Source organism: Thiorhodococcus fuscus (genome assembly GCF_042682685.1).
In the GTDB taxonomy this organism is placed as follows: domain Bacteria; phylum Pseudomonadota; class Gammaproteobacteria; order Chromatiales; family Chromatiaceae; genus Imhoffiella; species Imhoffiella fuscus.
Map to the genome: position 1 here is coordinate 85867 of NZ_JBHUHX010000024.1, position 25379 is coordinate 111245.

Consider the following 25379-nt stretch of genomic DNA (forward strand, 5'->3'; position numbering starts at 1 on the left):
GGCACGCCGGGCGACTTGGCCCTCTGCGTCCTCCATAGCCGCGCGCGGGTCGGCATCCACGCGCCCCAGGTAACGGTCGAGGTCCACCTCACGCACGGCCTGCCGTCGCTGTCGATGGTCGGCCTGCCCGAGCTGGCGGTGAAGGAGAGCAAGGACCGCGTGCGCGGCGCGCTGCTCAACGGACGGTTCCAGTTTCCCGATGGTCGCGTGACCATCAATCTGGCCCCAGCCGATCTGCCGAAGGAGGGGGGACGGTTCGATCTGCCGATCGCGCTTGGCATCCTCGGCGCATCGGGACAGATCGCCGCGAACGCGCTCGACCGACATGAGTTCGTCGGCGAGTTGGCCCTCTCGGGCGAGCTGCGCCCCATCGCGGGTGTACTCCCGGCCGCCCTCGCGGCACGGGATGCGGGACGCGAACTCGTCCTGCCGCTCGCCAACGCGGCCGAGGCGGCGCTCGTCGACGGACTGACCCTGCGTCCGGCACGCCATCTGCTGGAGGTCTGCGAACATCTCAACAATGGCCAGCTGCTCGCAACCTATCGATCCGAGACCGCACCCAGCGGCGGCCCAGGCTATCCGGATCTCGCCGAGGTGCGCGGACAGGAACAGGCCAAACGCGCCCTGGAGGTCGCAGCGGCAGGACAGCATCACCTACTGATGCTGGGACCGCCGGGATCGGGCAAGTCGATGCTGGCCAACCGATTGCCGGGGCTGTTACCGCCGCTCACCGAGTCCGAGGCGCTGGAAACGGCCGCCATCCGCTCGGTCAGCGACCGCGCGCCGTTCGACCCGGTCGACTGGAATCGGCGACCCTTTCGATCGCCGCACCACACGGCATCCGGCGTCGCTCTGGTCGGTGGAGGCAGCAATCCGCGTCCGGGCGAGATATCGCTTGCGCATCATGGCGTGCTCTTTCTCGACGAGCTGCCCGAGTTCGACCGCAAGGTGCTGGAGGTGCTTCGCCAACCGCTGGAGTCGGGGTCGATCGACATCGCGCGCGCGGCACGCCAGGCGCGCTTTCCAGCCCAGTTCCAACTGGTGGCCGCCATGAATCCCTGTCCGTGCGGCTATCTCGGGGATCGGACCGGACGCTGTCGCTGCTCGAAGGAACAGATCGCGCGCTATCGGGCGCGTATCTCTGGCCCCTTGCTCGACCGGATCGACATGCATGTGGAAGTCCCGCGCCTGGAGATTTCCCATCTGACCGGATCGGCTCCGGTCGAACCGGAGGACTCGGCCCTCGTGCGCCGGCGTGTCGCCGCCGCACGCGCGCGTCAGATCGCCCGCGCGGGCCGATCGAACGCACTGCTGACACCGCGCGAGATCGAGCGCGACTGCGTCTTGGACGACACCTGCCAACGACTGATGGAACAGGCGCTGACGCGTCTCGCGCTATCCGCGCGGGCTTATCATCGAATCCTCAAGGTCGCGCGCACCATTGCCGACCTGCAGGGTGCACCGGCCATCACGTCAGTGCACCTCGGCGAGGCAATCGGCTATCGAAGGCTGGATCGCGGTGCATCCACCGACTGAGGAACCGCTCCACGCGCGCAACACCTCAGCCCCCGGTACCCCAACCCTTTTCGTGCAAACGTTGCGGTTCAGCACCGCACCACCCAGCAGATCATCATGCTTCAACTCCAAGATCTGAGCTTCCGTCGCGGCCCCAATCTCCTGCTGGAGAGTGCCTCGGTCACCATCTATCCCGGCCAAAAGGTCGGTCTGGTGGGATCGAACGGCTGCGGCAAATCGAGCCTCTTCGCCCTACTCCTCGGCAACCTGCACGCGGATACCGGTGAGGTTTCCATCCCTGCGGGCTGGGAGATCGCTCACGTCGCCCAGCACACACCAGACACCGATCGCTCGGCGATCGATTTCGTGCTGGACGGCGATCGCGAGCTACGTGAGATCGAGCGCGACCTGGCGGCGGCCGATGCCGCCGGGGACGGACTCCGTCACGGCGAGCTGCTCGGCCGCTTCGAGTCCATCGGCGGCTACGATGCCGAAAGCCGCGCCGCCCGCCTGCTGCACGGACTGGGCTTCGCGCCGGGCGACGAACGTCGGGCGGTCAACAGCTACTCGGGCGGATGGCGGATGCGCCTAGCACTGGCGCGCACCCTCATGTGTCGCTCCGATCTGCTGCTGCTCGACGAGCCGACCAACCATCTGGACCTGGACGCGGTCATCTGGCTCGAAGGCTGGCTCAAGTCCTACCCAGGCACGCTCGTGCTCATCTCGCACGACCGCGACTTCCTGGACGCCGTCGCCAGCCACATCCTCCATCTGGAGCATCAAAGGCTGAACCATTACCCCGGCAACTATTCGGCCTTCGAGCGCCAACGGGCCGAGCGACTGTCCCAGCAACAGTCGGCCTACGCACGCCAGCAGCGCGAAATCGCCCACATGCACAGCTTCGTCGAACGCTTCCGCGCCAAGGCGAGCAAGGCGCGCCAGGCCCAGAGCCGACTCAAGGCGCTGGAGCGCATGGAGCTGATCGCCCCGGCACACGTCGACTCGCCGTTCCGTTTCGGATTCGAGCCCGCACTCAACCTGCCGCGCCCGCTGATGCGGCTCGACCAGGCGGCGGTCGGTTACGGCGATCGTCCCATCATCTCCGGGGTTCGACTGAGCCTGGAACCTGGAGACCGCATCGGACTGCTGGGACGCAACGGTGCCGGCAAGTCGACCTTCATCAAGGTCCTAGCCGGCGAACTGGCGCTCCAATCCGGTCGTTGCGAGTGTGCCCAGGACCTGAAGATCGGCTATTTCGCCCAACACCAGCTCGACCAGCTACGCCCGCAAGACACCCCGCTCGACCATCTGCGGCGGCTGGATCCCGAGGCGACCGAGCAGACGCTACGCAACTATCTGGGCGGATTCGGCTTCGCCGGCGACCGCGCGCTGGAGCCCGTCGCACCACTCTCGGGCGGCGAGAAGGCACGGCTGGTGCTCGCGCTCATCATCCGTCAGCGCCCCAATCTGCTGCTGCTCGACGAGCCGACCAATCACCTCGATCTGGAGATGCGTCAGGCGCTGAGCGAGGCGCTTCAGGATTTCGATGGTGCACTGGTCCTGGTCTCGCACGACCGGCATCTGCTGCGGGTCACCAGCGACACCCTGCTGCTGGTGGACGGCGGCCAGGTGGCCCCATTCGACGGCGATCTGGACGACTACCCCGCCTGGTTGGCCGGACATGATACGACCAGCCGCCAATCGGACGCGGAGGCACAGACCCGTGATGGCAATGAGCGCAAGCAACAGCGACGCCAGGCCGCCGAGGTCCGCAAGACGCTGCAACCGCTGCGCAACCGCGAGCGCGAGCTGGACCGCCGCATGAGCGAGCTGCAATCGCGTCGCGACGCGCTCGAACAGTCGCTGAGCGCGCCCGAGCTCTACGAGGCCGAGAACAAGGATCGACTGCTGCGGATGCTGGCCGAACAGCGCCAGATCGCGGCTGACCTGGAGGCCGCCGAAGAGGAATGGCTGGAGGTCGGCGAATCGATCGAGCGGCTACAGCACGAGCTTGGCTGAGGAGACACCGTCGGTGAAACTGATCATGCGACGCGCACGCCCCACACCACTCATGCCCCGCGCCAACTGGCCACAGGCCTGGAGGCGCTGGAAGCGCCCACTGGTGCGCTGGTCGCTGGCCGCCCTGACGCTGTTGCTCATATTCGCCGCCTGGCCCTACGCCACGCTGTGGCAACTGGACCGGACGCTCATCGACGGAGACCGCCGGGCATTCTCCGAGCTGGTCGACCTGGAGGCCGTGCGCGAACAGATCGGACACCGTTTGAACAGGGATCGAGAAAGCGACATCGGCCCCCTGTCCGACAGCTTCATCGCCTGGCTCGAATCAGGGCTGCGCCAGAGCGGCCCGGACCTGTTCCTCGACGAACGGGTCACACTCGACTGGATGCGCAACCAGATCAACGCAAGATCACCGGCAAACCACGATATTCTATCCGCGCTGAGCTACGCCTTCTTTCGGGGTCCACGCGACTTCGAGGTCCACATCGGAGCAAAGGATGCCGACCCCGTGATCATACGAATGCACCTTCAGGGGCTTGGCTGGCGAGTCGTCATGCTTTATTACTGACAGCGAAGCCCATCGGGCGACACACGGACCCTGGAAGCCTCGCATGCCCGCCACCAAGCTCACCGCCTCGCCCCGCGCGCGACAGCTCATCGCCCCGCTGCTCGTACCGAGCGACGCCCCCTTCAAGGACTATTTGAGGGCCGCCGACTATTGCACGGCGGTCATGAATTACACCGAATCACACGAGGATCGCGAATATCTGGCCCAATGGCGGGCGGCCTTCACCGCACTCATGGTTTCGCCGCAGGAGAAGCAAATCGAGCTGCTCAAGCAGTTGCGCCAGGTCTTCCAGGTCGAGCGCTCCCCCATGGCTACCTTGAGGTCGGTGAAAAGAAGAACAAAATAAAGGATGAAGTCGCCGCTGGCGGCATACCCTCTCCTGTCACCCGAAACGCGTATCATCGGCTGACGTTCCCCACGAACACAGAAGGATTCCCGGCGCATGTCTTCACTGACCAATTCACCCCAGAACCCCTCAAACGCTCACCTCGACCTTCCGCCGCTACCGATGGACGCCGACGGCATCGCGGAGGGTTTCAGTCGTTACTACGCCTATACCTTCGGACGCGACCAAGACTGCCAGTCGGCCTACTACCCCTACAAGGCGCTGACGATGACGCTGCGCGACCGTCTGATGGAGCGTTGGAATCAGACGCGCCGGGCCTACGACGACTCCAAGTGCAAGCGCACCTATTACCTGTCCCTGGAGTTCCTGATGGGGCGCGCCCTGTCGAACGCCATGCTCAACCTGAACCTGAACCAGGCTGCCGAGCAGGGGCTTTACCAATTGGGCCGAGTTCTTGAGGAAATCGCATCGAACGAACCCGACCCCGGGCTCGGAAACGGTGGCCTCGGTCGGCTCGCGGCCTGTTTCCTCGACTCCTGCGCAACCCTGCAACTGCCGGTGCGAGGCTACGGGCTGCGCTACGAATACGGCATGTTCCGTCAGCAGATCGAGAATGGCGCGCAAATCGAGGAACCGGACCACTGGCTGCGCGATGGAAACCCCTGGGAGCAAGAACGCCCGGAATTCACCCAACGCATCCAGTTCTACGGCCGGACCGAGTCCTATAAGGACCATAGCGGACGGCTCGCGGTACGCTGGGTGGACACCCACGACGTGCTGGCAGTCCCCTACGACATCCCGGTGCCGGGCTATCGCAACAATACGGTCAACACCCTGCGCTTGTGGAAGGCGGCGGCTACCGACGAGTTCGATCTGGGTGAATTCAACGCCGGCAGCTATCCAGAATCGGTCGCCCAGAAGAACGACGCCGAGCACATCACCATGGTGCTCTATCCCAACGACGCGAGCGAGAACGGCAAGGAGTTGCGTCTGCGCCAGCAGTTCTTCCTCGCCAGCGCCAGCATCAAGGACGTTCTGCGCGACTGGATCCGACTGCACGGGCGCGATTTCAGCCGTTTCGCCGAACTGAACAGCTTCCAGCTCAACGACACCCATCCGGCGGTCTCGGTGGCGGAACTGATGCGCCAGCTGATCGACGAACAGCATCTTGAGTGGGACGAGGCCTGGGCGATCACCAGCCAAACCATGGCCTACACCAACCACACCCTGCTGCCAGAGGCGCTCGAACGCTGGCCGGTGCGGCTGTTCCAGCTGCTCCTACCGCGCATCCTGGAGATCATCTACGAGATCAACGCCCGCTTCCTGGACGAGGTCTCGCAGCACTGGCCGGGCGACATCGACCGTCTGCGGCGCATGTCGCTGATAGAGGAGGGAGACGATCCCCAGGTCCGCATGGCCTATCTGGCCATCGTCGGCAGCTATTCGGTCAACGGTGTCGCCGCGCTGCACTCGCAGCTCCTGGTCGAGGGCCTCTTCAGGGACTTCCACGAACTTTGGCCGCACAAATTCAACAACAAGACCAACGGGGTCACGCCACGCCGCTGGCTCGCACAATGCAACCCGGGACTGCGCGGCCTCCTCGACGAGACCATCGGCAGCGACTGGGTGTGCAACCTCGACCAGTTGTCGCGTCTCGTGCCCCACGCCGACGACCCGGCCTTCCGCGAGCGCTGGCACGCGATCAAGCAGGAGAACAAGCAGCGCCTCGCCGATCAGGTCGCCGAGATCTGCCGGGTCGACCTCCCAGTGGATGCCCTGTTCGACGTCCAGGTCAAGCGCATCCACGAATACAAGCGTCAGCTGCTCAACATCCTGCACGTCATCCATCTCTACAGCCGAATCAAGCAGGGTGACACCCAGAACTGGACCCCCCGTTGCGTCCTCTTCGGCGGCAAGGCCGCGCCCGGCTATGTGATGGCCAAGCAGATCATCAAGCTCATCAACAACGTGGCGAAGGTGGTCAACAAGGATCCGGCCACCGAGGGTCTGCTGCGGGTCGCCTTCATCCCAGACTATCGCGTCTCGCTGATGGAGGTGATCGCGCCCGGAACCGATCTGTCAGAACAGATCTCGACCGCCGGCAAGGAGGCGTCCGGCACCGGAAACATGAAGTTCATGATGAACGGGGCCGTCACCATCGGCACCCTGGACGGCGCCAACATCGAGATCCGCGAACAGGTGGGCGAGGAAAACTTCTTCCTGTTCGGCTTGACGGCGGCCGGGGTCGAATCCTTGCGCAACCACTATGACCCCAACGGCATCATCGCCTCGGATCCGGTTCTACGCAACGTGATCAATCTGCTGGAATGCGGGCACTTCAATCAGTTCGAGCCCGGCATCTTCGACGCCATCATCCACTCGATCCGCAACCCGCACGACCCCTGGATGACGGCAGCAGACTTCGACAGCTATGTCGAGGCGCAGGAACAGGCCGCCGCAACCTATCGGGATCGCGAACGCTGGCTGCGCATGAGCATCCTCAACGCGGCCAGCAGCGGCTATTTCTCCTCCGACCGCACCATCGCCGAATACAACCAGGACATCTGGAAACTGCCGACCATCCAACCCAGCCGCTGACGCGACCCGGTCCCCGCGACCCCAAGCTCAGAGCTTGGGGTCGCGGGGAAAGGAGACTCTAGGCGACGACCGAAGGGGACGGCTTGGGCTCTCTGAAACGCCCGTAGCTCCAATAGGCAGCGCAGGCCCCCTCGGACGAGACCATGCAGGAGCCCATTGGATTATCCGGGGTGCAGATGGTGCCGAACAGACGGCAGTCGGTCGGCTCCTTGACCCCGCGCAGGATCGCCGGGCATTCGCAGCCTCGCGCCTCCTTGGACTCGGGGAGCTCCACCGGAAAGCGCCGCTCGGCGTCGAGATCGGCATAGTCCTCGGACAATGCCAGGGCGCTGTCGGGCAGTTCGCCCAGCCCTCGCCACTCGAAGCGGTCGCGGACCCGGAACACCTCGTCCATCAGAGCCAATGCCTTGGGATTGCCGTCCTCGGTGACGGCGCGCGCATACTGGTTCTCGACCTCGCAGCGCCCATCGTTGATCTGATCGATCAGCATCAGGGTGGACTGCATCACGTCCAGCGGCTCGAAGCCCGCGATCACCACCGGCACGCCGAATTCGCGCGGCACGAAGGTATAGGGCCGGCTCCCGATCAGGGTGCTCACATGCGACGGACCCAGGATGCCATCGAGACGCACGCCATCCGGTCCGGCCGTCGCCAGAATGGTCCGCAGCGCGGGCGGGGTCAGGACGTGATTGCAGAAGACCGAGAAATTCGCGAGCCCCTCGGCGCGCGCGACCTTGATTGCGACCGCCGTCGGCGGCGTGGTGGTCTCGAAACCGATAGCGAAAAGCACGACCTGGCGCGCAGGGTTATCGCGGGCGATGCGCAGCGCGTCCTGGGTGGAATAGATCATGCGGACATCCGCACCCTCGGCCTTGGCCTTGAGCAGGCTCTTGCGCTCGCTCGCCGGAACGCGCATCAGATCGCCATAGGTGCAGAGGGTCACGCCATGCTCGGTGGCGAGCGCGATCGCCTGGTCGATGCGCGCCATGGGCAGGACGCAGACCGGACAGCCCGGACCATGGATGAAGCGGACGTTGGACGGCATCAGATGCTGGACGCCGTAGCGGAAGATGGCGTGGGTGTGGCCGCCGCAGAACTCCATCAGCCGATATTCGCGGTCCGGGCTGGCCGCCGAAGCGATGGCGCTCGCCAACTGGCGGGCCAAGCGCTGATCGCGGAATTCGTCGACGTACTTCATGCCGAACGCCCCGCGCCCGCCTCTGTCGCATCGGAGGTGCTCGGCTCCTCCTGCAACATGCCGATCTCGCGAATCAGCGCCAAGGTGTGCTCGGCCTCGGCCTGGCTGATCTTGTTCAGCGCATAGCCCACATGCACCAGGACATAGTCACCGACGGTCACGTCCGTGACCAGTGCAAGCGAGATCTCCTTGACCACGCCTCCGAGCGCGACCCGAGCGGTGTCGCTGTCCGGGTCGACCTGAATGACTTCGGCTGGGATGGCTAGACACATGGGGATGCCTCGGCTGGGAATCGTGAATGAAAAGGAATGACGGCACGCACCTACGGAATCACGAGATCGAAGGCGACGCAAGGATCGATTGCCATGACCAGGAGCTGAACACGCCGTCGCAGGATAGTCTCCTCAGCGTCCGGCAGCGTCGCGAGCGCAGATGCCAGGACGCCATCGGGGTGAAAATTCCACTCGGTCGGGGCCAGGATACGGTATTCGACGACCCGTCCACGATCCACCTCGGCGAGATGCACGAGCAGACCGCGCGCCGCCTCGGCGCGTCCAAGCCCAACCCCAGCGGGAAGCACCGCGTCGGACGGCGCCGTCGAGTCCCCGTCCAGTTCCCCCGTCCGTATCGCGCGAAGCAGCGACACCGTCTCCAGGATCTGCGCTCCGAGCCGCGCCAGGATTCCCCGTCCCTGATCGGCGACCAGGGCGCTCACCAAGGCGCTGTCGGCATGTCGCGTCAGCGGGGTGGTTTCGCGCGGAGCGCCGCCCCAGCAGGGTCGGGCGACGAAGGTCGCTGCGTCAGTACCGCGCAGCTCGGCCGCGAGCGTCCCATCGTCGAGATCGGGCAGCGGGGATGCCTCCGTATGTCCGAGCCGACCATCGCCCGAATCGCGCAGACCGACCAATAGCCGTGCAGCCGGGGTCTCGACCGAACGGCACCAATCGTCGAACGCGTCTATCGTCTCGACACGCTCCATCCAGGCGTCCGGGGCCAGACCCAGGACTCGCTCGGCCATCAGATCCGCGAGTGTGGAGGCCGCCTCTTCCAAGACGGACCGAAACGAGGTCGGTTTTTCGCATCCGGGCGACAGCAACACGCCATTCGGATCCGCCGCGCCGAAGATCCGCTTGACCAGGGACTGCGCGCCGATCATGGCTTGACGGTCGGGCTCCTCGCCCGACAGCACCGGCCAATCGAGCAGGATCCGCCACAGATGCTCGCGCACCGTCTCGGCGGCCACCTGGACCTGACGCAGACGTCTCGCCTCGGGATCCGAATCCATGCCACAGGCGCGCTCCAACGCGCCGACACAGGCCGACGCCTGCGCCTTGGCGCAGATGGAATAGAGCAGCGGGAGCAGAGAGGCGGTCTCGGCCGGAGACCGACCGCAAAAGAGCCCGGATGCAGCGACCGGACGGGTCGAGCCGATGTCGCATGCGAACCCATGCGGGGTTCGCCTTAACTGGATGTTGAGCCTTCCGGCCGGATCGGACATGCTTGTCTAGCTAACGCTCGCTGGATCGAATTCAAGGCTTCGCGCCGCGACCAGGCCATGTCGACGTTTCAATCATCCCTTCCGATTCTCCAACCCCGAATAACCCATTCGCCGCCTCATCATGCTGACACCCGAACAACTCGACAGCCTGCGTCGAGACATCCATTTTTCCGCCGAACTCGGCGGACGCACCCTGAAATTCCAGAGCACCTGGGGCATCTTCTCTCCACGCGAGATCGACGAGGGAACCCGGCTCCTGCTCAGCTACATCGAGGTCGCGTCCGACGCCGACTGTCTGGACCTGGGGTGCGGATACGGTCCGGTCGGCCTGACCCTGGCGGCCATGGCCCCTCAGGGTCGAACCCTGATGGTCGACAAGGACTTCGTCGCGGTCGACTACGCCAACCGCAACGCACGACTCAACCGGCTCGACCATGCCGAGGCCCAGCTCAGCAACGGGTTCGATCAGATCGAACCCGGACGCACATTCGATCTGATCGCGAGCAACATCCCGGCCAAGGTCGGCAAGGAACTCCTGTCACTGCTGCTGCACGACGCCCATGCGCGCCTCAAGCCGGGCGGCCGGCTTTACCTGGTGACCGTCAACGGACTGCGGCAGTACATGAAGCGCAACCTGACCGAGGTCTTCGGCAACTACGACAAGCTCAAGCAGGGGCCGCACTACACGGTAGCCCTGGCGCTACGCTGAGAAGACGCGCGCAGTCCGGTTCAGGAGCCCTGCAGAACCCCGAGCAGGCGCTGCGCCTCCTTGCCGATGTCGCTGTCGGGATCCAGGTCGCGGGCCTGCTCAAGCGCCTTCTGGGCCTCGTCCCGATTGCCGGCCTGCAGATTGACGAACCCCAGGGTCAGCCAAGGGCGTTGAAGCTGTGGCCCCTTGGCGACGGCCGCCTTGAGATGGGCGATGGCTCCGGCCGTATCGCCGGTGTAGTGAAGCGCCAACCCAAGATCGTTGTGGGCCTCGGCGTCGTCCGGATTCAGTTCGAGGATCCGCTGGTAGACACGCGCCGCCTCGGCATAGTGCCGCTGCATGAAGAGCTCGTCGGCACGCTGATGCAGTAGCTCGGGATTGGTCTCGGTGATGCGCTCGGGAATGGCGCTGGTCTCGACCTTGGGCATGGAGCCAGACGTGGCGGTGACGCCTTGGGCCAGCGGCCGAGAGGGATGGCGCAGATAATAGTCGCGGGTCAGCGCAAAGACGGTGAAGCCGTAGAAGAAGAGGAAGACGACAAGCGCAATCCAGTGCAGCGGCGAAAGTCTGGGCATGATCGGATGTCACAAGAAGGCATGAGGATCGGGCGATCCTAGGAATCCGATCGACGCCTGTCAAACCATCGGTCGCTCGCGCAAAAAAAGGCCGCAACGGCAGGGTGTGCAACTGCCGTGACGACCCAACTGCTTGCTGCCAGACGGCTTGCTGCTCGGATTGCCGACTCCCGTCACGAACGGGATTCGACTGGACTCCCGTCTTTCGAATCGGACAAACGCTGGGCGGAGCGCGCACCGGAGTCGTTGCGGTTCACCAATGCGACCAGAAAACCACCGCAGAGGATGGCGGACAAGATTCCCAAGATGGTCAAGGCATCGAAGCTCATGCGTTCGTCTCCATAATCCGTGGGTGGAAAAAACAACTCCCTGACCCTCCGAACACGAACCTGTGCAGCAAATCAGGCCATCTGGGACGACCATGGTTTCATGGGTCTATGCCTATCATGGAGAAAGAGCATTAACAGAGTATTTCGGTATCTGCTAATGTTGTAACAAGTTGTATCCAAGACTCCCCCTCCCTCTCCGCCTCTCTGGAACGCACTCACGACATGTCCGACACGCCCCTGCGAATCCTCGTTGTCGACGACGACCCTGGCTTACGCGCCCTATTGAGCGATTACCTGGCGCAAGAAGGGTTCGCCGTCGCGTCCGCAGAGGACGGGCACGCTATGGACGCCTGGCTCGCCCTGCATGAGACCGACCTCATCATTCTAGACCTCATGCTTCCCGGCGAGGACGGACTGACCCTGACCCGGCGACTGCGCGCCAAGACCGACCTGCCGATCATCATGCTGTCGGCGCGCGGCGACGACGTCGACCGCATCGTCGGGCTCGAGGTCGGCGCCGACGACTATCTGCCCAAGCCATTCAATCCACGCGAACTGCTCGCCCGCATCCGTGCCGTCATGCGCCGCAACCGCCCGAGCGAGCGCGCCGAACGGACGCCGGACCACGAGATCATTCAATTCGGCCCCTATCGGCTCGACCCGGACCAATACGAACTGCGCCGCGACGACCAGCCGGTCGGACTGACCAGCGGCGAATTCGAGTTGCTGCGCGTACTCGCCGAACACCCCGACCGGGTCCTGGATCGCGATCGCCTACTCGACCTGCTCAAGGGCTACGAACGCTCGCCGTTCGACCGCAGCATCGACGTCCAGATCGCTCGGCTGCGGGCCAAGATCGAACCCGAGACCAAGCACCCTCGCTACATCCGCACCATCTGGGGCAAGGGTTATATGTTCACGCCCACGGGAGACGCATGAGCCGTCGCCGACGACTGGTTCCCGGCACCCTGTTCGGCCGCGCGCTGCTGACGCTCATTGTCACCTTCGGGCTCTACGCCATCATCACCTTCGGCGTCATCGCCACCTATGCCCTGGTCCCGGTGGCACAACGCTCGGCCACCGATCTGGCGAGCATCATGGTCCTGGCGGCACGCACACTACAGCAGCTCCCACCCCATCTGCGCGAGGACTATCGGGCCAAACTGGCTGGCGAATATCAGATCCGGCTCGCCGAAGAGCGACCCGTCGCGGATCTCCATCGCTATTTCTTCCCCTATCGGTCATTTGTGGAGGAGGCGCTCTCGGACCGACTCGGTCATCCGGCGAAGATGATCACCAGCCTGGCCAACGGCGACCGCTGGTTTTGGGTCGAGATCGACGTCGAGGGACAGATCCTCTGGACCGGTTTTCCGCGCGGCCGGCTCGAAACCCGGCCGCTTCAGGGCCTGATGGTCATCGTCGCGATCGCCGTGCTGCTGATTCTAGGCACGGCGATCGTTTTGGCCGGACGTCTTGCCTCACCGCTCAAGCGACTCTCCGAAGCGGCCGAGCAGGTCGCCCTGGGCCTATCGCCGCATCCGCTTCCGGAGACCGGTCCGGCCGAACTCGCCAACCTCGCCCGCCAGCTCAACGAGACCGGCCGTCAGATCCGCGAACTGCTCGCCAACCGAACCCTGTTGCTCACCGGGATCTCGCACGACCTTCGAACCCCTTTGACGCGTCTGCGACTTGCGGTCGCCATGCTTCCGGAGGACAGACCGCCCTCGCTGGCCGCGCGCATGGAACGCGACATCGAGGAGATGAACGCCCTCATCACCCACGCGATCGAGTTCGGCAAGAGCCTCGGCGCCGGACGCCGCGAAGAGGTCGATCTGAACGCCATCGTCGAGGACGTGACCGCCGGCCGCCCACGCGTCCTCTGGCGCAGAGGGAGCCCCTGTCCATGTCGGGTCGATACCCTGGCGATGCGACGCATTCTGGGCAATCTGGTCGAGAACGCACTGACCTACAGCTCGGGTCTGGTCGAGGTCAGACTCGACCGAGGACCGCCATCCCCCAGGGTATCGGTTCTGGATCGCGGCCCCGGTATCCCCCTGGCCGAGCGGGAGGCGATACGAAGCTCCTATTACCGGCTGGAGCTCTCGCGCAGCCGGCGCGCGGGCGGCAGCGGGCTGGGGCTCGCCGTCGCCTATCAGCTGGCCCTAGCCAATCAGATGGAGTTGCGGCTGGGACTGCGCCCCGGAGGCGGCACCATCGCAAGCATCCGGGTGCTTGGTGGAGGCGTCACCGATGGGTCGTCTGGCACAACAGTTGACGGCTAGCCAGGCGATGCCTACATTCCCGCTCGACATCCACCAATGACGGGAGCCCTCCTCGATGCTTCAACCAGGCGATCAAGCCCCCCTCTTTTCATTGCCCAACGCAGACATGGAGCGGGTGAGCCTGGAAGACCTCACGCATCGCCGCCATTGCGTCATTTACTTCTATCCGAAGGACGACACCCCCGGTTGCACCATGGAAGCGATCGAGTTCTCCGACCTGCAGGACGACTTCGAAGCCGCCGACACCGAGATCATCGGTATCAGCAAGGACTCCTGCGCCAGCCACGGCGCCTTCCGCGACAAGCACGGTCTGAGCGTGCAGCTGTTGGCCGACACCGACGGGGAGACCTGCGAGGCTTACGGCGTTTGGCGCGAAAAGGAGGCGCACGGCGAAAAACGCATGGGCATCATGCGCTCGACCTTCGTGGTGGATAAGAACGGACTGATCCGCCATGCCCTCTACGACGTCAAACCGAAGGGGCATGCAGCGCAGATCCTCGATCTGATCCGCACCCTGTGAGGACGCGGCGACGGCGCCCAGGTCTGGCGTGAAGCTGCGCGCCTACATCCTGGTCTTCCTGCTGGTCTTCGGCCTAACGCCGCTGATCCTGGCCGTCGTCATCAATCTGCCGCTGGTGCTGGAGCGCACGACGCTCTTCTACCAGCGGGCCTATCTGCAGAACCTGCGAGCCGACTTCCGCGACCTCGACCAGCACCTGGCCAGCCGTCACGAGATGATCCGCCTGCTGGCCAAGCTGCCCGAACCTGGACTCATCCTCGGTGCACAGGGCGAGTCGGACCAGATCGAGGCCGCGCGTCTGCGCTACACGACCTGGATCAATCAGATCCTGGCCGGCCAGCGCGACCTCATCCAGATCCTCTTCATCAGCGCGGACGGCAAGGAACGTTTCTGGCTGGAAAGCGACCCTCACACCGACCGGTGGCGCGCGACCGAGCACCTGGGCCATACGCCCAATCGCCAGTTCCTCGCCGCCGGCCTGGAGTTGCAGCCAGGCGCGGTCATCGTCAGCCCCATCCGCATCGACCCGGGCACGGAGGATCCGCGCCAACTGATGACGCTGAATCTGGTGAGCCCCATCGGTAACGAAAAGGCCCCCACGAACGCGCGCGGAACCGTCGCCCTCACCATCGATGTCGGCGGTCTGGCCCAGTTCTATCGCGACACGCTCTGGGTCGATCAGAGCGGAAGCTATCTGCGTCCCGGTCAACCGGCGAGCGGCGAACCCGAGGCGTTCGAGAACTTCCCCGGACTGGCCGAGATCTTCGCCGAGGGCAAGCTGGCGCTCTGGAAGGGTCCGCAGGGGCGCCAGATGCTCTGGGTGCCCATGTTCATGACCGAGGACGGTGTCCCGCTCTGGGTCGGACGCCCGGTGGATCCCTCGCCGATCGACGCCTTTCGCAACGCGCTCATGCTGCGCGTGCTCTCCATCATCTTCGTGCTGGTCGTGGTGGTGATGGTCCTGGCACGCTGGATCGCCACGCGGCTGGAGCACTTCGGACAGGAGCTCACCGGAGGCATCGGCCTCATTCTGCGCGAGGGCCGTCCACTGCATTTCAGCTGGCACGGACCGCGCGAGATCCGCGAGCTGGCCAGACAGCTCACCGCATTGGCCGAAACCCACGCCGAGCATCTCCAGGCCGCCCAGGCGCACACCCGCGAGCTGGAACGTTCCAACCGCTACAAGTCCCAGTTCCTGGCCAACGTCAGCCACGAGCTGCGCACGCCGCTCAACTCCATCCTGCTGCTCTCCAAGATGCTGGGCTCGGAGACGGGCGGACTGAATCCGACCCAGCGGCGCCAGGCGCAGGTGATCCACGAGGCCAGCCGGGATCTACGCACCATGATCGACAACATCCTCGACATCTCGCGCATCGAGGCCGGGCATGTCAGCATCAAGCGCGACTGGGTCGATGTCCGGCCCATGCTCGAAGAACTGATCGAGATGGTCGCCCCCCAGCTGACCGGCAAGCCCGTGGAACTGACGCTCGCCATCGACCCGAGCGCGCCGACCCGGCTCTACACCGATCGCGACAAACTGCGCCAAATCATCAAGAATTTCCTGTCCAACGCGGTCAAGTTCACCGACCGGGGCCAGGTCGGTGTCAGCGTCGAGGCCCGTGAGGACGCGACCCGACCGCTGGCGCTGTGCGTCACCGACACCGGCATCGGCATTCCCGCAGACAAACAGGAGATCATCTTCGAGGCCTTCCAGCAGGCAGACGGATCCACGCGCCGTCGCTATGGCGGCACCGGGCTGGGGCTCTCCATCAGTCGCGAGCTGGCAGGGCTCCTCGGCGGTGTCATCGAGGTCGAGAGCACCCAGGGGGCCGGCGCGCGCTTCACCCTGGCGATGCCGCTCTACCCCGAGACGACACCGGCCAAGTCGACCGAGGTCTGCAGCAGTCACCACACGATCCCCGCTTCAGCCAACGCCAACGACATGGGCACGGAGGACAGCCCGTCGATCGACACCCAAACCGCAACGGATCCGCGACAAGGCTGGGTCCTGGTCATCGAGCGCGACGTCAAGACGCTGGTGCAACTCACCTCCGAACTCACCCACCGAGGCTTGCGCGTCCTGACCGCCGTCGATCTGGACGAGGCACTGGAAACACTGCAGGAGGAGCCGGAAGGCTGCCGACTGGTGCTGCTGGCGGCCCAGATGTCCGCCGAGATGACCTGTGATACGATCCGCGCTTTGCTGGATCAGACCGAGGGGACTCCGCCTTCCTTGGCCGTCCTTCGCGATCCCGGATCGGATCTCCAGCTCGATGGCTGCCCGGACATCGGCGCGGTCGACCTCATCTCCAAACCCATCGATCCGGCCCAGCTTGCGGTCCTGCTGAACGACCTGACGAAGGCGTCCGAACCGGCCGAGGAGCCTGACCGGCCCACCGGGTAACGCGGACCGGAGGTATGGAATCGAGCGCTCACAAGAAGCGGAACAGGGGGACGAAATGAGTCGCTATGCCGGATTCAAGCTCCTGATCGTCGACGATCACGCCAACAACCTCTTCACCCTACGCACCCTGATCGAGACCCACATGGACGTTCAGGTGCTGGAGGCGATCTCGGGCCAGGATGCGATCGACCTGACCCATCAGCACCCGGACATCGACCTCATCATCCTCGACGTCCAGATGCCGGAGATGGACGGCTTCCAGACCGCCTCCCTGCTCAAGCTGCGTAAGCGCACCCGCGACATCCCCATCATCTTCCTCACGGCCGCCTTCAAGTCGGAGGAGTTCCAGCAGCGCGGATTCGCAGTGGGCGCAGCGGACTATCTGCTCAAGCCGATCGAAGACAATCAGCTGATCAACAAGATCAGCACCTACTTCAGACTGATCGCCAAGGAGCGCGACCTGAATCGCGTCCTGGAGCGCAAGGTCGAGGAGCGCACCCGGGAACTCGCCGAGGCGCGCCAGTATCTGGAGAACATCGTCTCCCACATGGGCGAGGCGCTGCTGGTCCTGGATCCAGCGGGCGTCATCACGCTGACCAACCCGGCGGCCTCACGCATGCTGGGCTACAGCGCGGAGGATCTGCGCGGTATGTCGATCGGCGACGTCTTCGAGGAGGAGGGCGACGAACAGGCCGGCGCCTTCATGGGGATCTGGCTGGAGGCGCTGATCCGCACCGGCGCGCTGAACAAGATCGAGGCGCGCTTCATCGCCCGCGATGGCCGGCGCGTACCGATCCTCTTCTCCCGAACCGCCATCAAGGACGCCGAGGGCAACATCAGCGATATCATTTGCATCGCAAAAGACATGACGGGTTACGTCAGAATCGAACGAGACGCGGACCCGACCCCTCAGCGGACCGCGCACGAAGCTTCACAGGAGAATGGATGATGACCGAGGAACGCCAACAGGACCTCTCGGACGAGGAAGACACGACACTGACCGCCAACGCCCTCAAGGCGATGGCGCATCCGCTGCGCTGGAAGATCCTCTGCTCGCTCGGCAAGAACGAATTGTCGGTCGGCGAAATCGTCGAGCGCACGGGGACCTCGCAGAGCAACATCTCTCAGCATCTGGAACAGCTGCGAAACAAGAACATCGTCGTCGCACGCAAGGAGGCGAATCGCATCTACTACCGAATCCGCAACCCCCAGTTGCTGGAGCTGATCGGCATCATGCGCGAGGTGCTCTGCCCCGCCAACCTCGACGACCGGATCTGAAACAGCCGATCCGTACTACCGGAAACGGCGAACCGCAAAGAACGCAAAGAACGCGCGTCACGCCATGACTCGCGAAGCCTGACGCTCCTTCGCGTCCTTTGCGCCTTTGCGGTTCCCATCAGGCGTCCAGCCTCAACGCACCCCGGTCACCGGGCGCATCTCCTTGTCGCAGGTCCCGCCAACCGAAACGCTGGTTTGCTTGCCGCCACCACGACAGGAGTCGCCCCGATCGGACAGTCGGCAGCTGATCTCGATCGGACGACCATCGTGCAGCCAGTTCGGGACCTTACGATAGCGTCCGACCGAGCCAAAGCGGCAACCCGGTGGAATGCCATAGGCCGGACAGGAACTGGGCGTTCGCAGCGACACCTTGCGGGCGTCCACGACGAATCCCGGATAGCGGTTCTCGACGTGCACCACATCGCGATCGGGCGTCTCGTCGAAGAAGAACTCCTTGAACAGATAGCCGCCGTCGCGCTTGGCGCCAACCTGGATCCGAGTGTTGGCGATGAGGGCGAAATCGCGACCCTTGCGCGCCACGGCGCCGGACATGTACTCGACGCGGTCGTGGTTCGGGAAGCACTTGCCCATGGCCGGGGCATGGTAGTAGTGCCGCATCTCCTTCAGGTCCGCGAGGCCGTTGCCCGGGAAGATCTCGCGCAGATCGGCGTCGTTCCCATAGAGAATCCGCTCGGCGTCCGGAACCGTCTGGGCATACATGGCCTGCATCTTGGCGTAAGAGTCCTTGTCGGCCAGGTCGGGGCGGAGGTAGCAGGATGTCAGGCCGGAGATCTGGGTCAGGTACTCGTCCCAGATGTTGTACTGCGAAGGCGCGGAGGAAACCCCCTGGAAATCGCCAGGGAAATCGCAACCCCGCCCCGAGTAGCACTGACCGACCGCGCGGTTGCGGATGGACAGAACGATGATGTTGCGCTCGCAGGCGCCGTAGGCACTGCATCCACGACCGATGTGCCCCTCGTAGAGCGCCGTGCGCATGGCGTAGTCCAAATGCTTGGCGCGCGCGAGGGTGGTCAGGGATCCAAGCTCCGAGTGCTTGCCGATGAAGGCGTTCCAGGCCCGTTCCAGCGCCTCGCGCCGATGAGTCAGACGGGTATTGACGTCCTCGCAGTCGCTGGAGGCATGAAAGGCGCGCACGATCCGGTCCAGCTCGCTGACTCCGCGCTCGCTACGCCCCTGCCCCGAACGCGGAGGATCGAAGAAGGGCGCCTTTTCCAGCGCATAGAGGCTGCGGACGCTGATGACGTTCTTGACCCGAGACGAACAATGATGGTTCTCGACCTTGAGCGATTGACGTTTTGCAACCGTCCGCTTGAAGAGGTCGGTCGCCGAGCGCGTGGCCCGACGCGGATCCACAACGACCTCGAAGCCGACATAGGGCGTGCCGCTCGTGTCGGTCAGGGGCTCGCCGTCGCGGATCATGAGACAGGGGATGACCGAGGTCCCTTGGAATAGGGTCCCTGCGGGCGTGGAGGTGCCAGAACGGGCGAAACGGTCGGCATCGTAATAGGGCAGCCCGTCCGGACCGTTGAACTGGTAGACCGTCATCACTGGAGTCGCGGGGATTGCGGCCTGGAGATTGGCGGACGCGAGGAGCGCGACCGCTCCCAATAGCTTACGCATGAGAGAAATCCTTGTTGGCTGGCGTTGCTCTAGCCGCGCTAGGCTAGGGCATGTCGGGAGAGGAATCCAGCGGCTGCCGAACCCGAAAATCAGAGCGCTCCGGAACGCTTGATGGCGAGATAGCGATTGACGAGCGCAATGGGCAACTGAGACGGAAGAAGATCCAGCGCCTGAACCCCGATGTGCCGCAGCCGCTCCTGATGGCGGCTGCGCTCACCGAGCCAATCCTGGACCGAATGGAATCGCAACGCGTCCTTCAGATCCCGAATCGGCCGCTCCAAGGAGCGATCCAGAACGGACTCGCGCAAATCGGCGACCACCACCAGATGACGTCGGCGCAACAATGCGGCCGCCTGCTCCAGTTCCCCCTGATCCTCGTCGCGACTGTTGGTGACGATGACGACCAGAGCGCGGCGCGGAACCGCCTGGAACAACTCGCGCGCGGCCGAATACGGATCGGACGCCTCCAGGGTCGGCTGCAGATCGTAGACCGCTTCGAGCAGACGGTTGACGGTAGAGGGTTCCTTGCGCGGCGCGAACCAGCGCCGCACGCCGCCGTAGGTCATGAGACCGACCGCGTCGCCCTGCCGCACCGCGACATAGGCCAACAGGAGCAGCGCATTCAGCGCCTCGTCGAGATGACCGCGTCCGGCGTCCTGGTGACGCATGCGACGACCGCAGTCGAGCAGGAAGACCAGCCGCTGATCGCGCGCGTCCTCATATTCGCGCGAGATCAGCTTGCGCATTCGCGAGGTCGCCTTCCAGTCGACCTGGCGCAAACCATCACCCTGGCGGTACTCGCGCAACTGATGGAACTCGGCGCCGACACCGCGCCGCTGTACCCGTCTCACCCCGAGCTGGGCCAGCTGGTCATGCGTGGCCAGCAGGGTGTAGCGGCTGATCTCGGAGAAGTTGGGGAAGACACGCAATCGATCCGGGAGCGCCAAAGTGCGTCGCTGACGCCAGAGTCCGAGCGGCGACCAGAGCGCCAGATCGCAACCCGGCATGGGGAAGTCGCCACGTCGATGCGGCCGCAACCGATATTCCAGAGTCGCCCGTGCGCTCGGTTGCAGACGCAGATTCCTAGGCAATCCCTGGACGGCGAACTCGGAGGGATGCAGATCGTGAAGCCGGAGCCGGAGAACCGCCTTTCCACCGTTCTCGACCTGGAGCCGAACCGGGCTCCAGACACCCTGCGGCAAGGCGCGCCCCACGCGACGCGACAGGCCGGGCGAGGGGATCGCCCGCAGCAGGAGCAGATCTCCCCCGGCAAGCACCAGCAGCGCCAGCCCGACGAACTGCCAAACGGTCTCCAGCACAGGCAGCCAGGCCACGGCGACGCCAAGCCCGGTCCAGATCGCAAGGACCGAGGCTGCACGGCCGGTCGGGCTCAATCCCTCGGCCCCCGTCCGCATCCAGGAAGGGATGGAGAAAGACGCCAGCAAGGCGGCGGGAATTCGAATCGCGGCATCGCGGTCACTCCGGAGGGGCGGAAAGGGATGTGGGACAGAACCGGGAACCGCGTGCGGGAATATCCCCTCAGCGTTCGGCGCCCAGATAGCGCATCCCGCTCGATACCTCGCTCCCCGGCCAGCCGGGTTGAGGCAGCTCGCCCTCGGTCATGATCGGGCGGATCGCGTGCAGGATGCTGGCGAAAAGATGCGAGTGACCGGCCTCCTCGCGCGCCAGCAGTGCCTTCATGTGCTCGCGGCGACTCGGCATGGTGAAGCAGGCGGGACAGGAGTCCGGCACCACGGGCAGACCCGCCTTGGTCGCGAAATCCGCCGTCTGGCGTTCGCGGCAATAGACCAGCGGGCGGATGATGCGCACGTCGCCTTCCTGGTTCAGGTAGTGCGCCTTCATGGTCCGCAGTTGACCGCCATGGAAGAGGGACATCAGCAGGCTCTCGGCGAGATCGTCCAGGTGTTGCCCGAGCGCGAGCACGTTATAGCCCTGCTCGCGACAGATGCGGTACATGATGCCGCGCTTCATGCGCGAGCAGTAGGCGCAGAACGAATCGCCATCCATGTGGACCTTGGCCTGCTCCATCAGCGGTTGCTGCTCATAATGCCAGGGCACGCCCAGGGCATCGTAATAGTCCTTGAGCGACTGGGGATCGAAGCCGGGCACCTCCGGATCCACGGTCAGGACGGCAAGGTCGAAACGGACCGGGGCATAGGTGCGCAGATGACTCAGAACCTGCAGCAGCGAGAGCGAATCCTTGCCGCCGGAGACACCGAGCAGGATGCGGTCGCCGTCTCCGATCATGCGGAAATCAGCGATCGCGCGTCCGACCTGGCGTAACAGCGACTTGGGCGGTTTGATTGGGGAGTGATTGAGCGTCGTCATGAGTGCCAGTGTATCTCAGGCCCCGCTTCGACACCGAGAGCGGAAAGCGATACGACTCGACCCGCCACTCGGCCGGAGTCGCGATCAACACCTGACAGGATGGTCCGCCATGGGTGCGCGAACGCCCTGCAGCGCCAGGATTCAGCACCCAGGGCTCGTGCTCGTCGTCGAACACCATATAGTGGCTATGGCCGTAAACGATGGCGCGGGCCTGAGGAAAACGCGCTCGCAGCACCCGATGACGATCGCGAGCGGCGGTCTGATGCCCGTGGATCAGAACGAGGGTGCCCCCTGGCAGGGGCTGCTCCAGCCACTCGGGCAGATGGACCAGCAGACGGCGATCCGCCTCGGGCCACTTGCGCGCGACATCGTTGTTGCCGAACACGGCCAACACCCGCCCGAGGCGCGGCTGGAGCTGGGCCAGCACCGAAGCCCCACCGATGTCGCCACCGTGAACGGCCAGATCGCAGGAGGCCACCACCTCCTGCACGCGGGCATCGATCGCCCCATGGGTGTCGGACAGAACGGCGATACGAACCAGATCCATGCTTGCAACTTCGTCCACGATAGCCTCGAGCCCGCGCACCGATCAGGCCGGTATCAGGGCCAGTTTCCCTGTTAAATGGCCCTGCTCAAGCAGGGTGTGCGCATCGGCGGCCTGTTCGAGCGGAAAGGTCTTGGAGACATGAATGCGCAGATCGCCACGATCGATGAGCTTGGCGCAACGGCGCAGGATCTCGCCCTGCTGCACCCTCGCCCGAGGCACGTCTCTGAGCATCGGCGTCAGCATCAGCTCCAGACTGATACGCAGATTGCGCATGCGGGCCTCCTTGAGGTCGAGCTCCGGTCCCGGGTCCAGGATAGTGACCAGATCGCCATAGTGGGCCATGGCCGGAATGGTCTGCCGGAAGACGGCGGGGCCCACCGTGTCGAACGCGATGTCGACACCCTGGCCACCGGTCCATTCCATCACCGCCCCGACCAGATCCTCTTCCTGATAGTTGATGCAGTATTCGGCACCGAGATCGTGAGCGAAGGCGGCCTTCTCCGGGCTGCTCACGGTGGTGCAGACGCGCGCGCCCGCCGCCTTGGCCAACTGAATGGCGACATGCCCCACCCCGCCAGCGCCTGCATGGATCAGAACCCGGTGCCCCTCGTGGAGACGGGCACGATCGTGCAAGGCCTCCCAAGCGGTGAGCAGCACCAGCGGCGCGGCGGCAGCCTCGACCATATCGATGGAGCGCGGCTTGGCCTGGGCCAGTTGATTGTCGAGCACCATGTACTCGGCATAGGTGCCAACCGGACCGCCGAGCCCGCCGAAGCAGAACCAAACCTCGTCGCCCGGCTTGAAGCGGGTGACGGCCTCGCCGACGGCCTCGACCACGCCGGCACCATCGCACCCCAGGACGGCCGGGAACCCGGCCGGCAGCATAGGCCCGTTCGACCGGATCTTGGTATCGATCGGATTCACTCCGGCCGCCGCGAGCTTGACCAGAATATCGTCCGGACCGGTCAGCTCCGGACAGGGGCGCTCAGCCAATTGGAGGACGGATGGACCTCCGGTCTCCCGTATTTCAATTGATTTCATCGGTTGCTCCGCATGTAATCGCCAGATGAGATGCCCGGCATGCGCCGGGCGATCGGACCGAACGAGTGGAAAGGGTTCGAGCGCAACGCCAATGCTTTAGCATGTGGGGGCATGGCCGCTAGCGACACAAGCCGCAAGTCTTCAGACTGTCCTTCAACCGCCCTTCCCCACAGGCCGCGCTCGACCGAACGCCGAATGCGACCGGCCAAACAGCAACCTCGAATCCCGGAGTTTTCCAGCATGGCTTCAGACCAAAAGATCACCCCCAGCAAACCGCATTTGCTGGTACGCAATGCACGCATCAAGGATATCCCCGCCATCCGTGCGCTGGTGTCGAAAGTCTACCTGCCAACAGGAATGGGTACCTATTCCCCTGCAATGCTACGGGGTCAGATCAACAACTTCTCCGAAGGCCAATTCGTCGCCGAATACCAGGGAAACATCGTCGGGTACTGCGCCACCTTTCTCATCGCCGGCCAGCATGCGCTCAAATCCCACACCTGGCGAGAGATCACAGGCGGCGGCTACGCCTCTCGGCACGACCCGGACGGCGACTATCTCTACGGCATGGAGGTCGTCGTCGATCCGGACTATCGCGGGCTGAGAATCGGCCAGCGGCTCTATGACGAGCGCAAGAAACTCGCGCGTTCCTGGGGCGCCAAGGGCATCGTCTTCGGTGGCCGTCTGCCGACGCTCGCCAAGCGCCTGCGCCGCTTCGACGGACCGGAGGAGTATCTTACAGAGGTCCGCGCCAACCGCCAGCGCGATCCGGTGTTGACCTTCCAGATGCGCAATGGTTTCGAGGTGTTGGGCCTTCTTGCGGATTATCTGCCCGAGGACAAGGAATCGCTCGGCTACGGCGTGCACCTTCTATGGCGCAACCCGAACGCACCGGACGAGCAGGAGGAGAAGCGCGCCAAGACCTATGGTGCCAGACTGCCCGACACCGTCCGAGTCGCGACCGTGCAATACATGCAGCGGCGCGTGAGCTCGTTCGAGGAGTTCATCGACCTGGTCCGCTATTTCGTCGACGTGACCGCCGACTACCGGGCCGACTTCGTCGTCTTTCCCGAACTCTTCTCGCTGCAGCTCCTGTCCATGGAGGGCGAGGAACTCTCGCCGGCCGAATCCATCGAGGCGCTCACCAAACACACCGAGCCGCTCAAGAAGGCGCTGAGCGACATGGCCGTGCGCTACAACATCAACATCATCGGCGGATCGCACCCCACGCGCATGCCCAACGGACGGGTCGAGAACATCTGCTACGTCTGTCTGCGCAGCGGCGAGGTCTACGAACAGGCCAAAATCCACCCGACGCCGAACGAGGTCTACTGGTGGAACATCGAGGGGGGGCAGTCGCTCAACGCCATCAACACCGACTGCGGCCCCATCGGCGTGCTCATCTGCTACGACTCCGAGTTCCCCGAGCTGGGCCGTCATCTGGTCGACCAGGGCGCCAACATCATCTTCGTCCCCTTTTGCACCGACGAGCGCCAGTCCTATCTACGCGTGCGTTACTGCAGCCAGGCCAGGGCGGTCGAAAATCAGTGCTATGTCGTCATGTCGGGCAACGTCGGCAACCTGCCGAACGTGCACAACATGGACATTCAGTATGCCCAGAGCTGCGTCCTGACGCCCTGCGACTTCCCATTCGCCCGCGACGGCATCGCCGCAGACACCACACCCAACGTCGAGACGGTCGCCTTCGCCGACCTGCGTCTGGAGGCGCTGCGCGCCGCCCGCAACGGCGGCACGGTACAGAACCTCAAGGACCGCCGACACGATCTCTACACCACCATCTGGCGCGAGAAATGAGGCGCGTTGAGGGCCGCCGTCAGTTGGGTCGAGCGGAGTCGACCAGCAATCTGCGCTCGGCGTTCATCGCCACCAACTGAGAGGGTGTTTACAAAATAGGGTAAGCTGTCGCCTTCCTGCCCCGAATAGGAGCCGGCCCGATGGCCA

Annotated in this window: 23 protein-coding genes; 13 read left to right on the top strand and 10 right to left on the bottom strand. The window is 64.5% G+C overall.

Features of this window, described 5'->3' with window-relative positions; genetic code table 11:
• Positions 1-15: 15 nt before the first annotated feature.
• The 5 genes from ACFSJC_RS11020 to ACFSJC_RS11040 all read left to right on the top strand — a co-directional run bounded on the left by ACFSJC_RS11020 (position 16) and on the right by ACFSJC_RS11040 (position 7046).
• Positions 16-1536: a YifB family Mg chelatase-like AAA ATPase gene (locus ACFSJC_RS11020; RefSeq protein WP_386026587.1), complete on the top strand. Its 1521-nt coding sequence runs from the start codon at positions 16-18 to the stop codon at positions 1534-1536.
• Between the two features lie 96 nt (positions 1537-1632).
• A complete protein-coding gene (locus ACFSJC_RS11025) occupies positions 1633-3534 on the top strand; it encodes an ATP-binding cassette domain-containing protein (RefSeq protein ID WP_386026589.1) in 1902 nt (633 codons plus the stop codon).
• Positions 3535-3547: 13 nt separating this feature from the next.
• On the top strand, positions 3548-4102 hold the full coding sequence (locus ACFSJC_RS11030; RefSeq protein WP_386026591.1) for a DUF2939 domain-containing protein: 555 nt from the start codon (positions 3548-3550) through the stop codon (positions 4100-4102).
• A 43-nt stretch (positions 4103-4145) separates the two neighbouring features.
• A complete protein-coding gene (locus tag ACFSJC_RS11035) occupies positions 4146-4448 on the top strand; it encodes a hypothetical protein (RefSeq protein WP_386026593.1) in 303 nt (100 codons plus the stop codon).
• 96 nt (positions 4449-4544) lie between these two features.
• Positions 4545-7046: a glycogen/starch/alpha-glucan phosphorylase gene (locus ACFSJC_RS11040; protein ID WP_386026595.1), complete on the top strand. Its 2502-nt coding sequence runs from the start codon at positions 4545-4547 to the stop codon at positions 7044-7046.
• 58 nt (positions 7047-7104) lie between these two features.
• On the opposite strand, the gene hypD is transcribed toward ACFSJC_RS11040, so the two are convergent.
• The 3 genes from hypD to ACFSJC_RS11055 are packed head-to-tail and all read right to left on the bottom strand — an operon-like array spanning position 7105 to position 9742.
• The gene (gene hypD, locus ACFSJC_RS11045) at positions 7105-8244 is read right to left on the bottom strand and encodes a hydrogenase formation protein HypD (protein WP_386026597.1); all 1140 of its coding nucleotides are present in this window, start codon (positions 8242-8244) and stop codon (positions 7105-7107) included.
• On the bottom strand, positions 8241-8516 hold the full coding sequence (locus tag ACFSJC_RS11050; protein WP_386026599.1) for a HypC/HybG/HupF family hydrogenase formation chaperone: 276 nt from the start codon (positions 8514-8516) through the stop codon (positions 8241-8243). Before ACFSJC_RS11050 ends, hypD begins: the two co-directional genes overlap by 4 nt.
• Positions 8517-8566: 50 nt before the next feature.
• Complete coding sequence (locus tag ACFSJC_RS11055) at positions 8567-9742, bottom strand: nickel-dependent hydrogenase large subunit (protein ID WP_386026601.1); 1176 nt, start codon at positions 9740-9742, stop codon at positions 8567-8569.
• A 121-nt stretch (positions 9743-9863) separates the two neighbouring features.
• Here ACFSJC_RS11055 and ACFSJC_RS11060 point away from each other — a divergent pair, with 121 nt between their 5' ends.
• Complete coding sequence (locus tag ACFSJC_RS11060) at positions 9864-10451, top strand: class I SAM-dependent methyltransferase (protein WP_386026603.1); 588 nt, start codon at positions 9864-9866, stop codon at positions 10449-10451.
• Between the two features lie 20 nt (positions 10452-10471).
• On the opposite strand, the gene ACFSJC_RS11065 is transcribed toward ACFSJC_RS11060, so the two are convergent.
• Positions 10472-11026 (bottom strand): tetratricopeptide repeat protein, encoded by a 555-nt coding sequence (locus ACFSJC_RS11065; protein ID WP_386026605.1) that lies wholly within the window; start codon positions 11024-11026, stop codon positions 10472-10474.
• A 173-nt stretch (positions 11027-11199) separates the two neighbouring features.
• Positions 11200-11355 carry a hypothetical protein gene (locus ACFSJC_RS11070; protein ID WP_386026607.1) on the bottom strand — a complete coding sequence of 52 codons (156 nt, stop codon included), beginning with the start codon at positions 11353-11355 and terminating at the stop codon, positions 11200-11202.
• A 222-nt stretch (positions 11356-11577) separates the two neighbouring features.
• Here ACFSJC_RS11070 and ACFSJC_RS11075 point away from each other — a divergent pair, with 222 nt between their 5' ends.
• Genes ACFSJC_RS11075 through ACFSJC_RS11100 form a run of 6 tightly spaced genes read left to right on the top strand, consistent with a single transcriptional unit; the run spans position 11578 to position 17839 of the window.
• Entirely contained in the window at positions 11578-12294 is a 717-nt protein-coding gene (locus ACFSJC_RS11075; protein ID WP_386026609.1) for a response regulator, read from the top strand.
• Complete coding sequence (locus ACFSJC_RS11080; protein WP_386026611.1) at positions 12291-13637, top strand: ATP-binding protein; 1347 nt, start codon at positions 12291-12293, stop codon at positions 13635-13637. Before ACFSJC_RS11075 ends, ACFSJC_RS11080 begins: the two co-directional genes overlap by 4 nt.
• Positions 13638-13692: 55 nt before the next feature.
• Positions 13693-14157 carry a peroxiredoxin gene (locus tag ACFSJC_RS11085; protein ID WP_386026613.1) on the top strand — a complete coding sequence of 155 codons (465 nt, stop codon included), beginning with the start codon at positions 13693-13695 and terminating at the stop codon, positions 14155-14157.
• 28 nt (positions 14158-14185) lie between these two features.
• Positions 14186-16561: an ATP-binding response regulator gene (locus ACFSJC_RS11090; RefSeq protein ID WP_386026615.1), complete on the top strand. Its 2376-nt coding sequence runs from the start codon at positions 14186-14188 to the stop codon at positions 16559-16561.
• Positions 16562-16616: 55 nt separating this feature from the next.
• A complete protein-coding gene (locus ACFSJC_RS11095; RefSeq protein ID WP_386026617.1) occupies positions 16617-17510 on the top strand; it encodes an ATP-binding response regulator in 894 nt (297 codons plus the stop codon).
• The gene (locus ACFSJC_RS11100) at positions 17507-17839 is read left to right on the top strand and encodes an ArsR/SmtB family transcription factor (RefSeq protein WP_007038876.1); all 333 of its coding nucleotides are present in this window, start codon (positions 17507-17509) and stop codon (positions 17837-17839) included. Before ACFSJC_RS11095 ends, ACFSJC_RS11100 begins: the two co-directional genes overlap by 4 nt.
• A 132-nt stretch (positions 17840-17971) precedes the next feature.
• Here ACFSJC_RS11100 and ACFSJC_RS11105 read toward each other — a convergent pair whose 3' ends face one another.
• The 5 genes from ACFSJC_RS11105 to ACFSJC_RS11125 all read right to left on the bottom strand — a co-directional run bounded on the left by ACFSJC_RS11105 (position 17972) and on the right by ACFSJC_RS11125 (position 23417).
• Positions 17972-19480 (bottom strand): hypothetical protein, encoded by a 1509-nt coding sequence (locus ACFSJC_RS11105; RefSeq protein WP_386026620.1) that lies wholly within the window; start codon positions 19478-19480, stop codon positions 17972-17974.
• Between the two features lie 89 nt (positions 19481-19569).
• Positions 19570-20925: a DUF58 domain-containing protein gene (locus ACFSJC_RS11110; protein ID WP_386026622.1), complete on the bottom strand. Its 1356-nt coding sequence runs from the start codon at positions 20923-20925 to the stop codon at positions 19570-19572.
• A gap of 94 nt (positions 20926-21019) precedes the next feature.
• Entirely contained in the window at positions 21020-21829 is an 810-nt protein-coding gene (locus ACFSJC_RS11115) for a PP-loop family protein (protein ID WP_386026624.1), read from the bottom strand.
• A complete protein-coding gene (locus tag ACFSJC_RS11120) occupies positions 21756-22394 on the bottom strand; it encodes a metallophosphoesterase family protein (protein WP_386026626.1) in 639 nt (212 codons plus the stop codon). Before ACFSJC_RS11120 ends, ACFSJC_RS11115 begins: the two co-directional genes overlap by 74 nt.
• Before the next feature lie 24 nt (positions 22395-22418).
• The gene (locus ACFSJC_RS11125) at positions 22419-23417 is read right to left on the bottom strand and encodes a zinc-dependent alcohol dehydrogenase family protein (RefSeq protein WP_386026628.1); all 999 of its coding nucleotides are present in this window, start codon (positions 23415-23417) and stop codon (positions 22419-22421) included.
• 240 nt (positions 23418-23657) lie between these two features.
• On the opposite strand from ACFSJC_RS11125, the gene ACFSJC_RS11130 reads away from it, so the two are divergent.
• Positions 23658-25232 (top strand): GNAT family N-acetyltransferase, encoded by a 1575-nt coding sequence (locus ACFSJC_RS11130; protein WP_386026630.1) that lies wholly within the window; start codon positions 23658-23660, stop codon positions 25230-25232.
• Positions 25233-25379 lie beyond the last annotated feature (147 nt).